The following is a 13582-nucleotide window of genomic DNA, read 5'->3' on the forward strand; positions in this document are numbered from 1 at the left end:
CTGTGAAGCGGCTCGTCACATTCTGAGCATCTAGGCGTTCGATGTCGACGCTGGGATTACCCGTGCAAGGATATGCTCGGCTCGCTTGTCGGTGGAGACGCACAACGAGCAGACGTGGGCGGTGTGTGTATGACAGGCCAGCATGTCGGGCCGCTCGAAATCATGACGGCAGACATGACAGTTCAGTTGCTCGGCCGAGGGGTTGCCGTGTTCGTCGTACATCGGCAGGTCGATGCCGTCGTGGGTGCGCCGAAGGTAGTACCGGCCGCGAGTGGCGATCGCCAGGACCGGTGGCATCACCACCGCGATAACGATTGCGACCAGGGGTGAATAGGGCCGCAGGGTCTCGCCGAGGCCGCCGAAGAACGCGACGATCGAGAGCCCTGCGGCCAACAGCAGGGAGCCGAAGCCGACCGGGTTGATGGCATACAACATGCCGCGGCGAAATTCCGGGGTCTTCGGCGACAGGCGCAGCAGGTACTTGTTGACGACGATGTCGGAAGCCACCGTCACCACCCATGCCATGCCGCAGTTGGCGTAGAACCCGAGGATCGTGTTCAGGAAGTCGAACATGTTGGCTTCCATCAGGATTAACGCGATTGCGAGATTGACGGCGAGAAACACGATGCGGCCGGGGTAATGCTTGGTGACGCGGGTAAACGAATTGGTCCATGCCAGCGAGCCTGAATAGGCGTTGGTTACGTTGATCTTGACCTGACTGAGGACCACCAGGATCACGGCGAGCGTCAGCGCCAGCCAGCCCGGCATCACATTGCGGTAAATCTGCATGAATTGGTGCACCGGAAGATTGGCGATCGCCGTGGCCCCGGCGATGTGGCAGATCAGATACACCGCCAGGAACAACCCGATGATCTGCTTGAGCGCACCGAAGACCACCCAGCCGGGCCCGGCCAGCAGCGTCCAGGTCCACCAGCTGCGGGCATTCGCCGGCGTCCGTGGCGGCATGAAGCGCAGGTAGTCGATCTGTTCGGCGATCTGGGCGATCAGCGATAGGCATACGCCTGCCGCCAACAGGACCGAGCCGATGGTGACGCCGCCGCCACCGTGCTTGCCGGCGTAGGAGAAGAACTCTCCGATGGATTCCGGGTGGCTGACGACCAGGTAGCCGAACGGGGCCACCATCAGCAGCAGCCATAGCGGAGTGGTCCAAAGTTGCAGCTGCGAAAGGACTTTCATCCCATACATTACCAGCGGGAAAATCAGCAGCGTCGAGCAGGCGTAACCCAGCCAAAGCGGTACCTGCAGGCCCAGATTGAGGCCTTGCGCCATGATCGAGCCCTCGAGCGCAAAGAAGATGAACGTGAAGGTGGCGAAGATCACGTTGGTGACCACCGACCCGTAGTAGCCGAAACCGCTACCGCGGGTGATCAGATCCAAATCGATGTTGTAGCGCGCCGCGTAGTACGCCAGCGGCAGCCCGGTGGCGAAGACCACGACGGCGAAAATTCCTATGCCCCAGAGGGCGTTCGCGGTACCCCAGGTGATGCCGACATTGGCGCCGATCGCGAAGTCGGCCAGGTAGGCGATTCCCCCGAGGGCCGAGATCCCCACCACCGCCGGGGACCACCGTCGGTAGCCGCGCGGGGCGAAGCGCAGCGGGTAATCTTCAAGCGTCTCGCCGGTGGTCGTGATGTGATCGAAGTCGCTTGGCGCCGTTGGCTTGACGTCTATATCGGTGCCCGACATCAACTCTCCTCAGCGCATTCGCCGGTCGATGGCAATCAGATTCCATGGTGTGCCCACGCACTTGCCTTCGTGGAAAGTGTGCAAGTGAACTCGTGCGGCTACGCGTTCGGTGAACGTCGTTGCGGTCCGGCGTGATCGTAACCCCGGGTTTCGACCGCGTGCCAGCTGAAAGCGCTCCGGCACAGCGATACCCAAGCGGTTGCTCAGTTGCCTCACAAGGTCAGCCGGACCGCCCGGCGGTCGCGGTCGGTGACCCGGCCGCCGCGTCAGATCTTGCCCACGACGAAATTGGCGGCTTGGTTGGTCAGTCCCGGCACGTAGCCGGTGTGGGCCTTCCACTGGTTGCCGTCGGAGCAGATTGGGTCGCCCTGGTTGCACAGGTTGAGGATTTTGCCCTCGAAATGCGGGCTCAGGGCATTCATGAGCCCGCCCGCGCGGCCGGACGGGTTACCGAAGAGGGTGACCGCGGCGACGTGATCTGCCGCTTCGGCCGGTAGTGGCTGAGTGAAGCCCAAGGCGGCCAGTGGAGCGGCGGTGACGATGTCGATGACCGCCGCGCCCTGGGAGTACCCGCCGAGCACCAGTTTGGTGTTCGGGCACGCGTTCGCCATCTGCTGCACATGGTCGCTGGCGTCGTTGGCACCGTCCGCGGCCGCCAAGAAGTCCTTATTGGCGGGGTAATTCACTCCGTATGCTCCGATGTTCCGGCCGGTCCGCTGGCGCAGTGAGGCGAGCATGGCGTTGCCCACCCGGCCGAGCCCGGGTGGCTCGCCGGTTCCCCGGGCGAACACGACTTCGACGTCCGGGCAGGACGCGGAGGCCCTGGGTGGCAGTGGCCAGGCAAGTGACAACGCGCCCGCCGCGAGTGCGGCGGCCGCCAGGCGGCTGATGAGTCTTGCTCTGCCCGTGGGGATAAGCCGCATGACGCGATCTTACGGGCTTATTGCACATGCGTTGCTGGCGTCAGTGAACCTGCACCACCGACCCGGGCGCTCCCACCACCGATCCGGGTACCCCGTCCGCCGGTCCGGGCGCCTGTGGAGCCGGTCCGGGCGCCGGCGGGACCGGGCCGGGCAACTGCAGTACCGGTGGCGTAGAGGAGGCCGCGAGCTTGGCCGCCACAAAGCTCGCCGCCTGGGTGGTGTAGGTGGGGACGTAGCCGTCGGTGTGGTCGCTCCACTCATTGCCCGGGCCCGCATGACAAATCGGGTCGCCGGGATTACACAGATCGATCGCCTTGGAACCCAGCAACGCGCTCTGGGTCGTCAACGACCCGCCGGAGCGGTCGGCCACGTTGCCGAAGACGGCGACCGCCGCGATGTTGTCGGCGTATTCGGCGGGAAGCGGGCTGCCGAAACTGATGCCCGCCAACGGAACTCCCGCCACGATGTCGATCACGTCGGCGCCCTGGGAGTAGCCACCGAGAACCAGCTTGGTGTTCGGGCATGACGAGGCCATGGATTTGATGTGTGCGATGGCGTCGTTGGCGCCGTCACCGGTATGCAGTTGAAGGCGGCTGGCGGCATAGTTCACGGCGTACACGCCGATGTTCTTGCCGGTTTGCTGGCGCAGTGAGTCGACGAATGCTTCGCCGACCCGGCCGATGCCGGGAGGTTCGCTGGTACCGCGGGCGAAAATGACCTCCGCGTCCGGGCAGTCGGTGGCGGCGGCCGACGGGATCGCGGACGAAACGGTGGACGGGGCGAGAACCATGCCGGCGGCGGCGACAAAAGCGCCGGCCAACAGGCCCATGGGGTGCGTGTTCACGCCGAGATTTTACCCGCTGCCGACCGCTACAAAACCTGCGACAATTTCCGGTCTGTGGATGAGTGACTGAAGAAGCTCCTGCTCAAGGCCTACTGTCTGGGCATGGACGGTGGGGATTAAATGTCCGGCCAATCGAGTGCAGGGCGGCACGTCAATGCCTACCGTTTTCTGCTCCGACGCCTCGAGTGTGTGTTGCTGCATCGGGATGGTGATCGGGGACTGCGGGCCCCCACGCTGGCGCTGGCGGTCGGCTGCGTACTGGCGACCGTCGCGGCGGCCGCCTGCGCGATCGGCGCGCTGGCGCAGCCGCAGCCGGGCCTCGGTGACGCGCACATCGTGATGGGCCGCGACACCGGGGCGCTGTACGTGCGAGTGGGCGATACCTGGCATCCGGTGCTGAACTTGGCCTCGGCGCGATTGATCGCAGCATCGGACGCCAATCCCCGGCGGGTGCGTGAGGCTGACCTGCGTCACACCAAACGCGGTCCGCTGCTGGGCATTTCGGGAGCGCCGCAGCTGATCGGGCCGTCGCTGGCCGCCGCCGAGTCGCGGTGGACCGTCTGCGACGCCGATCGGGGAGCGGCAACCACGGTGCTGGTCGGTCCTGTTTCCGAGACGTCGGTTCGCCGGCTGGCCCCCGAGCAGACACTCCTGGTCACCGTCGGGTCCGGTGCACCGGCGTATCTGCTGTACCACGGACGCCGTGCCGTGGTGGATCTTGCCGATTCCGCGGTGCTGCGGGCGCTGCGGCTGGAGGGCCGGACTCCGCGGGTCGTCTCGCAGTCTTTGCTCAGCGCCGTGCCGGAGGTCCCGCCGATCAGCGCTCCGCCGATCAGCCACGCGGGCGAGCCGACCACGGCCGGGTTTCCCGTCGGCACTGTGCTGAGCCTCACACGCGACGTGAACGAGGAGTTTTACGTGGTGCTGAAAACCGGTGTCCAACGGATCGGCCGGGTCGCCGCGGACCTGCTGCGGTTCAGCGACTCGCAAGGCAACATTCACGTCGTCGCCGCGGCACCCGATGCGATCCGCTCCGCTCCGATCGCAAACGTCCTGCCGCTGTCCACGTTCCCCGATGAGGTGGCGACCTCTGGTGCCGATAGCGCCACCACGTTGTGCGTGACGTGGCTGCCGGCGCAGTCGGATCGACCCGAACTCGCGTTCCTGACCGGCAGCGGCCTGCCGTTGCCGGCCGCGGCGGCCCCGGTAACGCTGGCGCAAGCCGATGGTCGCGGGCCCGCACTGGACGCGGTCTACCTACCGCCGGGTCGCAGCGCCTACGCGGCCGCGCGGAGCTTGTCCGGCGCGGAAATCCGGACGGTTTGGCGCTACCTGGTCACCGACACGGGTGTGCGGTTCGCGATCCGCGACGACGAGGCCGCACGTCACCTCGGGCTGCCGGCGCCGGTCCCGGCGCCGTGGCCGATAGTGGCGGCGCTGCCGCAGGGACCCGAACTCGGCAGGCAGGAGGCGTCAGTCGCCCATGACACCGTCTCGGCCCGACCGTCCTAGCCGAAGCCTGGTGGCTCCGAACGAGACCAGAACCGCCACGAGCACCACCAGGCCGATGGCGGTCCCGCCCAAAGCCGCGTCACGGCTGCGGTGATCGGCAGACACCGGCATCGTCGTGATCGGCGCGGCCGCGGTGTCGGGCTTGGCCGCGGGCGCCGGCGGCGCGGAATCCGTGCTCAGCGCGGCCGGGGCGTCGATGGTGCCGTTGCCGACCAGGGGATTCCATCCTGCCGGTGGGTGATGGGCGGTCGAGGTGATCCGCTGCATCACTTGTCGGGCGGTCAACGCCGGAAATCGGGCGCGAATCAAGGCGGCCAGCCCGCTGACGACGGGTGCGGCAAAACTGGTGCCGGACAGTGGCACCGAGCCATGTTGTCCGTCAAGGGCATTCACCAGCCCGCCACCAACGGGGCTCAGCGAGGTCACGTCCTCGCCGGTGGCGGCGACGTCGACCCATGGCCCGGCAAGGGTGAACGACGACGGTGCACCGGCCGGGTTCACCGACCCGACGGTCAGTACGTAGTCGTCATACCAGGCCGGACTGACCGCGACGGTAACGGTGTCCCGGGATACGTCGGGCCGCTGGGCCGGACAGCGCGCGCCGCCGTCGGTATTGCCGGCCGGGGCCACCACGACGGCATTCTTGACGTCGACCGCGTAGGCCAATGCGGCGCCCAAGGCACGGTCGTCGAGTAAGGGTTCGGCCGGGACGCAGGCGACTGACGAGATGTTGATCACCGACGCGCCGAGGTCGGCTGCGGTGCGGACGGCTTGCGCCATCGTGTCGACGTCACCGACCCCGGTGCCGGAGCGGTCGGCGACCGGAGCGAACTTGGCGCTGGACTGCCGGATGCTGATCACGGTGACCTCGGGCGCTACCCCGCTGAACCCGTCTGCGCCGGAATCCGTTGCGGCGGCTATGATCCCGGCGACGACGGTGCCGTGTGCGTCACAATCCCGGGTGCCGTCGCCGGCGGCGACGTAGTCGCCGCCGCCAACGAGGTGCGGCAGTCGTCGGTGCCGGGCGACGCCGGTGTCGATGACGGCGACCCGCTGGCCGGCCCCCCGGGTGAACTGCCAGAGCTGTGGCAACTCGAGATCCGCCAGTTGTGCGGTGGCGGCGTCGTGGCCGGGCACCGCGGTGGCCGCGGTGCAGACCTCGCGTTGCACGGTGGGTTGTGGCGGGGCCGGTGACGCCGCCGCGGGCAGCCACCTTTCGTCTACCCGCGGCGGCGACACGGCGTGCGCCGATGGCGTCACGCACCACGGCGCCGTGGTCAGCGCTACCACCAGCAGATGGGTGACGCGCACCGTCGCGATGTTCATATCAGGTCGAGGGCCCTAACGGCGTCGAAGACCCCGCATGTCCAGCAGACCAGCGGCGCCACGGCGACCCAGGCCGCCAACTCCAGCGCCTCGATACCTCGCCTGGCGACGGGCGAGAGCGACATCCCGGGAGCAACGAAGCCCAGAAACAGCGCCGCCGCGGTCAGTATCGCGGTCAGCGCGGCGATCCGGACTCCGTGCTGCATCCAGTTGGTCGTCGCGGTGAGAAACGCTGTTGTGCCAGTGATGATTCCGCTGACGACGAGCAGCAGCCACCGTGTCCGGTGGCGGTGTGCGCGGGCGCGCAGCAGCAACAGCGCGGCGGTGGTGGTGGCCAGGGGGACGCCGCGATGGGTGGTCAGCGCGGCGACGATTGCCCCGACGGCGGCGCAGCCGGAGAAGGTGGCCAGCAGGCTGGTCAGCCACTTGCCGGCGCGTATCGACTTGGTGGCCAGCACCTCGGCCGGCGGCAGGTCGTCGGGGTCGTCGTGGTCGATCGCCGGTGGCAGCCGTGGCGACAAGCCCGCCAACGCAATGGACATCCGCCCGCACACTTCCAGCAGACCCAACGATGCCAGCGCGGCCCACGAACCGATGACATACACCGGCGCCGCGGTCATCACCCCTGCCAGCGCAGCGACCGCGATGACGGTCGCGCAGCCCCCTATGGCGGTTAAAGGCGCTATGCCGCAACCGGTTACGCGAATACCCAGCACCGCCGTGACGGCCGCCGCCGTGGCGGCGAGCATGACGTGCGGAATACCCGGGGCACCGGGCACCGCCAGCAGACCGGCAACCGCGACGAAGACCGTGGCGATCACGCTCAACGTGAGTGCGGCGATCGGGTCGCGGTGGATCCGGTGTGCAATGCCCGCAAGTAGCAGAGCGATCACGCCGGCCGCCGCCGCGCCACCCGCCGTCGCGCCGTGTTGAGCGCCGGCGCGCAACGCATCCCGAATCAGCACCCCGGACCCGACAGCGGTCACAGCACCGGCCGCCAGCGCACCGGTGAGCGCAGCGGTGCGGCGACCCGGGCGGGGGGCCGCGGAGCCCAGCATTGCCGATACCGCCTCGGCCAGGTCGTCGTGGCGCTCGGCGGGCGGCTCGGGAACGGACCGGCTGAGCACCAGCACGGTGCCGTCGTGGATATCGCTGTGCGCCAGTGTCGTCGTTGATGCCAGTAATTGCCCGCCCGGCGTGCACAGGTGGTAGCCCGTCGCGGTGTCCCGCTCGAGGCGATCGCCCAGGACGTCGATGATCGGCGGGATCAACGCCGCGACCGGAAGCGCCGCGGGCAGTGACAGGTCGACGACCGTGGTGCCGGCATGAACCGCGACGCGGCGCAGGCCGGGATCGGCTGCAGACAACGGAGCTCCTCTCAGGTTCGGTCCAACGGACTTTAACCGGATTGCCCCGGAGTCGTTTTCGGCTGTGCACAGCTGACTTGCGGCCGGTCGCGGCGCTGCCTAGCGTCGTCGCACTGTGTCAGCCGAAGTGGTGGTCGCCGCACCACCGGAGGTCCGGCGATCCGCATCACCGGGTCTGCTGGTACGCGTTGCGCCGCTGGCGATATCGGTGGTGATGCTCGGCATAACGGCAGCGGCTTTCCTTTCGGGATCGTCGGCAGCCCGCAGCCCCGCGTTTCTGGCGTTCCCGGCGATGACGGTGGCGTCGCTGGTCGTCACCGCGATAAGCGGCCTCGGTCGCGGCCGCGATAGCGGCCTGGACGACGAGCGCCTGGACTACCTCCGATACCTGACTGGCCTGCGCGCAACGGTCACTGAAATCGCTGTGGCACAGCATTGCTCACTGAATTGGACGCATCCCGAGCCCGATATGTTGTTCACCGTGGTCGGTGGACCGCGGATGTGGGAACGTCGCCCGGCCGATGCCGACTTCTGCCGCGTGCGTGTCGGCCGTGGAACCCGGCCGCTGGCAACCCGTTTGGTGGCTCCGCAGCTGCCGGCCGGGCAGCCAGCCGATCCGGTCACCGTGACCGCGCTGCGCCGTTTTCTGCGTGCGCATTCGACGCTAACCGACGCACCTCTGGCGATCTCGTTACGCGATGCAGTCACCATCGAGGGCGACGCGGCCCGGGTGCGTGGGCTGATCCGCGCAATGGTCTGTCAAGTCGCGGTGCTGCACCCGCCGGATCAGGTGGCCATCGCAGCGGTGGCCAGCGACCGGAATCGCCGGCACTGGGACTGGCTGAAGTGGTTGCCGCACAACCAACACCAACGTTGTGTCGATGCGCTGGGCTCGGCTCGGATGGTGTATGCCACGTGGGCGGCGGCGCACGCCTCGCTTAGCGGTGCGGCGCTGCCGACCGTGGTGATCGTCGACACCGACGAACCCGCCGGCGCCTTCCCCGCCGGCGCGAAGATCCTCGCGGTCGGCCGCTGCGGTGGCGGTTCGGCCGTGGTGATCCGGCGTGGCGGCGAGGTCGAGACACCGGCGCGCGCCGACTGGATGGGGCCCGTCGACGCGCTCGTCTGCGCGCGGCTGCTGGCGGGGTACCGGGCCGGCGGCCGGGCGGACAGCAATGCCGTCGGCTCAGAGTGGGCCAACCTGGTCGGCATTGGTGAGGTCGATGCCTTCGACCCGGCTGCCCGGTGGCGCAACCGGAACGTCGGAGACCGGCTCCGCGCGCCGATTGGAACCGGGACCGACGGCACGCCCGTCGAACTGGACATCAAGGAACCCGCCGAAAACGGTATGGGGCCGCATGGCCTCTGTGTCGGTGCCACCGGGTCGGGAAAGTCGGAACTGTTGCGCACCGTCGCGCTGGGCATGATGGCGCGCAACTGCCCCGAGGCGCTCAATTTGCTGCTGATCGATTTCAAGGGCGGCGCAACATTTCTCGACCTGGCCCGGTCGCCGCACGTGGCCGCGGTCATCACCAATCTTGCCGACGAGGCGCCGCTGGTCGCCCGGATGCAAGAGGCCCTGGCCGGCGAGATGAACCGCCGGCAACAGCTGCTGCGGACGGCCGGCAACTTTGTCAGTGTGGCCGCCTACGAGAATGCGCGCCGCGGCGGTGCTCGACTGGCCGCCCTGCCGACGCTGTTCATCATCGTCGACGAGTTCTCCGAATTGCTGCGCCAGCACCCCGATTTCGCCGAGGTATTCGTCGCGATCGGCCGGCTCGGACGCTCGCTGGGGATGCATCTGCTGCTCGCCAGTCAACGGCTCGACGAGGGCAGGCTGCGTGGACTGGAAGCCCACCTTTCCTACCGGGTATGCCTGAAGACGTTGTCCGCCGGTGACTCGCGGGCCGTCTTGGGGACACTCGACGCCTACGAGCTGCCCAACACTCCGGGCGCCGGGTGGCTGCGCACGGCGACCGGCGAGCTGACCCGGTTTCAGACCGCGTTCGTTTCGGGACCGCTGCCGCGGCCCGCGGCTGCGGCTCGATCGGCCCTGCCGCAGGAGGTGCGGCTGTTCACATCGGAGCATGCCGGGGCGGTCACGGGCGCCGCCGAGGGCAGTGCTAAGCCCGCGCGCAGCGTGTTTCATGCGGTGTTGGACCGATTGGCCGGTCACGGTCCACCCGCACACCAAGTCTGGTTGCCGCCGCTTCAGGAGGCACCGGCGCTGGATGCCCTATTGGCCGACGATGCGCGGCGCGAACTGATGGTGCCGATCGGGTTCGTGGACCGGCCGTTTCACCAGTCCCGCTCGCCGCTGACTGTCGACTTGTCCGCGGCCGCAGGCCATGTCGCGGTCGTGGGGGCGACCCGATCGGGCAAGTCGACCGCCTTGTGCACGTTGATCACCGCACTCGCGGCCACCCACGATGCGGGCCGCGTCCAGTTCTACTGCCTGGACTTCGGCGGCGGTGTTCTGGCCGCGATCCGCGATCTGCCGCATGTGGGGGCGGTTGCCGGACGCTCGGAGCCGGAGTTGGTCCGGCGCATCGTCGCCGAACTGGAGTCGGTGCTGCGGTCGCGGGAGTCGTCGGCATGCGGGCACGGCGGGAGCTGCGGCCGGCCCGCCGATGTGTTTCTGGTGGTCGACGGCTGGGCAACGGTGCGCCACGAATTCGGCGAACTGGAGGAGCCCATCACCGCGCTTGCGGCACAGGGCCTTTCATTCGGGATTCACGTGATGGTGTCGGCGTCGCGATGGGCGGAGATCAGGCCGTCGCTCAAAGACCAGACCGGCACCCGGATCGAGCTGCGACTCGGCGAGCCCGCCGAATCAGAAGTGGACCGCAGGCAGGCGCGGCAGGTGCCCCGCGACCGGCCCGGACGCGGGCTCGCGCCCGACGGTTCTCACATGATGGTCGCCCTGCCCGGGCCGAACGTAGTCGATCTGGGTCAGCACGGCGGTGACGCGGTCGCGCCGCCGATACCGTTGTTGCCCGCGCGGGTGGACTACGACAGGGTCCTGCGCCCCGCAGCCGGCCAGCATATCCTGCTCGGTCTGGATGAGCGCGAACTGCAGCCCGCTGCAATCGATTTCGAACAGCAATCCCATCTGGTGGTTTTCGGCGACAACGAGTGCGGGAAGTCGGCCACGCTCCGTCTGCTGTGCCGGGAGATCGGCCGGGCCAGAACCCCTGCCCAGGCCCGACTCTTCATCGTCGACTACCGGCGCGCCCTGCTCGGTGTTGTCGAGTCGGAACACCTCGGCGGCTATGCCATGTCGGCGCCCGCACTGGATGCAATGCTGCCGGGCGTCGTATCGCTGCTGCAGCAACGAATGCCGCCCGCCGAGGTCAGTCAGGCGCAGTTGCGTACCAGGTCCTGGTGGACCGGACCGGACATCTTTCTGGTGGTCGACGACTACGACCTGGTCGCCACAACCGTGGGTAACCCACTGCTGGCCGTGCTCGAATACCTGCCGTTTGCAACGGATCTCGGACTGCACCTGGTGATCGCGCGGCGCAGCGCCGGAGTCGCGCGAGCCATGTTCGAGCCGCTGCTGGCGGGTCTGCGTGACTTCGGCTGCATGGCGCTGATGATGAGCGGACGTGCGGAGGAAGGCGCGTTGTTCGGCTCGAGCCGCCCGGGACCGTTGCCCGCGGGCCGCGGCGTCCTGATCACCCGCACCGGTGACGAGCGGCGGGTTCAGGTGGCGTGGAGTCCGCCGCCATGAGCACGCATCCCGTGGTGATCGAGGCGGGCCCCGGCGCCATCCGCCGACTATGTTGTGGCGCAGGCGTTTTTGACGACACCGAGGTGCGCGCGGCTGCCCTGAATGCGATCGACGACCCGGTTGCGCTGGTCGGTGGGCGGCCGGTCGCCGTCTCGGCGCTCTGGTCGGCTACGTTGCGCAGACTGGCGCGCGACCACGGCGACGGCATGGTCGTCGTGCATCCGTCGTGGTGGCCGGTGGCGCGGGTAGCTGTGGTCACCAGGGCGGCCCGAGCGGTGGCTGCCGGTGACGTCGTGGTGCGGCCGCGGTCGTGGTTGCTCACCCGAGCCGCCGTAGGGGCCGCCGCTGGGGCCGCCGCGGAAGCCGTCGTGGTGGAGATCGCGGATCGGTTGGTGGTGGTCGTCGGCTCCGACGTGATGACCGCCGTGCCGCGCTTGGCGAAGGCTCGGGTGGAGGCCGACGAGGTCGCCGGGGTTGTCGCCGGCATAACCCGGGGCACCGGGGCCGCGGTGGTCATCGACGTGCCGGGCACTGTCGCGGGAGCGGCTGCGCTCGCGACGGCGATCGCGGGTGTGTTGCGGGCGCGCCAAGCCGTCGCCGAGGTCGACGATGCTCGACTGTCGCGGCTGGCGAAGGACGCGACGGAGAAGCCGACGGGGTTCTCGAGTGGATCCCCGGGTGTGCAGCGTGGCGCCCGCGCCGGCAGGTTCGCGGGGCTAGCGGCCGCCGGCGTCGCCCTGACGGTGCTGGTGGTAGCCGCAACGGCGCATCAGGGTGCGACGGCGGTGCCGGTGGTGTCGACGACGTTTCTGGTGGAGGGCCGCGTCGCGCTCACTGTTCCCGCCGGCTGGCCTACGCAGCGAGTGATCGGCGGGCCGGGTTCGGCTCGACTACAGCTCACGTCGCCGACAGATCCCGAGGTGGCGTTGCACATCACCCAATCGCAGGTGCCCGGGGAAACGCTGACGCAGACCGTCGAACGATTGCGACGGGCCGTCGATGCCGAACCAGCCGGTGTATTCGTCGACTTCAACCCGTCCGGCGTGAGCGCCGGCCGGCCCGCGGTGACCTACCGCGAGGCGCGCGCCGGACATGACGTGTGGTGGGCGGTGTTGCTCGACGGCGGCGTCCGGATCAGCATCGGATGCCAGAGCCGGCCCGGTGCGCAGGACGCCGTCCGCGACGTTTGCGAACGTGCCGTGCGGTCGGCGCATGCGGTCGGCTGAGCCGGGGAAATTTGGACGGAACCGAATGGCGTCGCCCGTAGTCGTACTAGGTGGTGAACAACTGGGGAGCAACTGGAGAGGAAAAAGGTGAGCCCGAACGCACTGAATGCCGATTTCGACCTGATGCGGTCGGTCGCGGCCACGACGGACGCGCGCAACGAGGAAATCCGGGCGATGCTTCAGGCATTCATCGGCCGGATGAGCAGCGTGCCGGCGTCGACGTGGGGCGGGATGGCGGCCGCGCGATTCAAAGACGTGGTGGATCGCTGGAACGCCGAGTCGACGCGGCTGTACCACGCGCTGCATACGATCGCCGAAGCCATCCGGCACAACGAGGCCATGCTGCATGAGGCCGGTCAAAACCATGCCCACCATATCGCCGCCGCCGGCGGAACTTTGTGATCGACAGGACCAGCATCCGAGATGACCACAGACCCCGCCTTGTCGTACAACTTCGACGCCATCGAATACGGCGTTCGTCAGGAGATCCACACCACCTCGGCGCGTTTCAACGCCGCGCTCGAGGAGCTGAGATCCCACATCGCGCCGTTGCAGCAACTCTGGACGAGGGAAGCGGCGGCCGCATACCAACTCGAACAACTCAGGTGGCATCAGGCGGCCAGCGCCCTCAACGAGATCCTGGTCGGCTTGGGAAATGCCGTCCGCGACGGCGCCGAGGAGGTGGCGCACGCCGACCGCCGGGCAGCCGGTGTGTGGGCGCGCTAGGCGACGCCTCAAGCTCTGTGCGGTCCCGGCGGAGGAGAGCCGTCGGGACCGCACAGTGATGTTGACCTGCGGCGGTCATCACCTGCCGCGATTTTGACCTGCGGGGATGGCCGTCGGTAAGCTGCTCCGTTGGCGTGCGGTACGCCGGGGCCTCGGGTCAATGTCGGTCGTCGAGAACTACCCCAACCGTGAACGCTTGACCGGCACCCGGCTCGCAC

Annotated in this window: 10 protein-coding genes; 5 read left to right on the forward strand and 5 right to left on the reverse strand. The window is 68.4% G+C overall.

The window, feature by feature from the left end; all coding sequences use genetic code 11:
- Nucleotides 1-30: 30 nt before the first annotated feature.
- The 3 genes from B4U45_RS19415 to B4U45_RS19425 form a co-directional block, all read right to left on the reverse strand.
- Nucleotides 31-1707 carry a purine-cytosine permease family protein gene (locus B4U45_RS19415; protein ID WP_075547091.1) on the reverse strand — a complete coding sequence of 559 codons (1677 nt, stop codon included), beginning with the start codon at nucleotides 1705-1707 and terminating at the stop codon, nucleotides 31-33.
- Nucleotides 1708-1973: 266 nt separating this feature from the next.
- Nucleotides 1974-2630, reverse strand: coding sequence for a cutinase family protein (locus tag B4U45_RS19420; protein WP_075547092.1), 657 nt, complete (start codon nucleotides 2628-2630; stop codon nucleotides 1974-1976).
- A gap of 40 nt (nucleotides 2631-2670) precedes the next feature.
- On the reverse strand, nucleotides 2671-3474 hold the full coding sequence (locus B4U45_RS19425) for a cutinase family protein (protein WP_075547093.1): 804 nt from the start codon (nucleotides 3472-3474) through the stop codon (nucleotides 2671-2673).
- Between the two features lie 120 nt (nucleotides 3475-3594).
- Between B4U45_RS19425 and eccB the strand changes: the two genes are divergently transcribed.
- Nucleotides 3595-4986 (forward strand): type VII secretion protein EccB, encoded by a 1392-nt coding sequence (gene eccB / locus B4U45_RS19430; RefSeq protein WP_075547094.1) that lies wholly within the window; start codon nucleotides 3595-3597, stop codon nucleotides 4984-4986.
- Here the strand turns inward: eccB and mycP are convergent.
- Entirely contained in the window at nucleotides 4948-6312 is a 1365-nt protein-coding gene (gene mycP / locus B4U45_RS19435; protein ID WP_075547095.1) for a type VII secretion-associated serine protease mycosin, read from the reverse strand. The genes eccB and mycP overlap by 39 nt on opposite strands.
- Nucleotides 6309-7679: a type VII secretion integral membrane protein EccD gene (gene eccD, locus B4U45_RS19440; RefSeq protein WP_075547096.1), complete on the reverse strand. Its 1371-nt coding sequence runs from the start codon at nucleotides 7677-7679 to the stop codon at nucleotides 6309-6311. The genes mycP and eccD overlap by 4 nt, the downstream gene beginning before the upstream one ends.
- 115 nt (nucleotides 7680-7794) lie before the next feature.
- Between eccD and eccCb the strand changes: the two genes are divergently transcribed.
- From eccCb to B4U45_RS19460, 4 genes are all read left to right on the forward strand, one after another.
- Complete coding sequence (gene eccCb / locus B4U45_RS19445) at nucleotides 7795-11412, forward strand: type VII secretion protein EccCb (protein ID WP_122526377.1); 3618 nt, start codon at nucleotides 7795-7797, stop codon at nucleotides 11410-11412.
- Nucleotides 11409-12638: a type VII secretion-associated protein gene (locus tag B4U45_RS19450; protein WP_075547172.1), complete on the forward strand. Its 1230-nt coding sequence runs from the start codon at nucleotides 11409-11411 to the stop codon at nucleotides 12636-12638. Before eccCb ends, B4U45_RS19450 begins: the two co-directional genes overlap by 4 nt.
- Nucleotides 12639-12725: 87 nt before the next feature.
- Nucleotides 12726-13040, forward strand: coding sequence for a WXG100 family type VII secretion target (locus B4U45_RS19455; RefSeq protein ID WP_255245940.1), 315 nt, complete (start codon nucleotides 12726-12728; stop codon nucleotides 13038-13040).
- A gap of 21 nt (nucleotides 13041-13061) precedes the next feature.
- Nucleotides 13062-13364 carry a WXG100 family type VII secretion target gene (locus B4U45_RS19460; RefSeq protein ID WP_075547098.1) on the forward strand — a complete coding sequence of 101 codons (303 nt, stop codon included), beginning with the start codon at nucleotides 13062-13064 and terminating at the stop codon, nucleotides 13362-13364.
- Nucleotides 13365-13582: the final 218 nt, after the last annotated feature.

This window comes from Mycobacterium persicum (assembly GCF_002086915.1).
Classification (GTDB): domain Bacteria; phylum Actinomycetota; class Actinomycetes; order Mycobacteriales; family Mycobacteriaceae; genus Mycobacterium; species Mycobacterium persicum.

Bases quoted from the DNA above. Each gene is read 5' to 3' on its own strand.
- B4U45_RS19415 (WP_075547091.1), bottom strand. From the start codon at position 1,707: ATGTCGGGCACCGATATAGACGTCAAGCCAACGGCGCCAAGCGACTTC.
- B4U45_RS19420 (WP_075547092.1), bottom strand. From the start codon at position 2,630: ATGCGGCTTATCCCCACGGGCAGAGCAAGACTCATCAGCCGCCTGGCG.
- eccB (WP_075547094.1), top strand. From the start codon at position 3,595: ATGTCCGGCCAATCGAGTGCAGGGCGGCACGTCAATGCCTACCGTTTT.
- mycP (WP_075547095.1), bottom strand. From the start codon at position 6,312: ATGAACATCGCGACGGTGCGCGTCACCCATCTGCTGGTGGTAGCGCTG.
- B4U45_RS19450 (WP_075547172.1), top strand. From the start codon at position 11,409: ATGAGCACGCATCCCGTGGTGATCGAGGCGGGCCCCGGCGCCATCCGC.
- B4U45_RS19460 (WP_075547098.1), top strand. From the start codon at position 13,062: ATGACCACAGACCCCGCCTTGTCGTACAACTTCGACGCCATCGAATAC.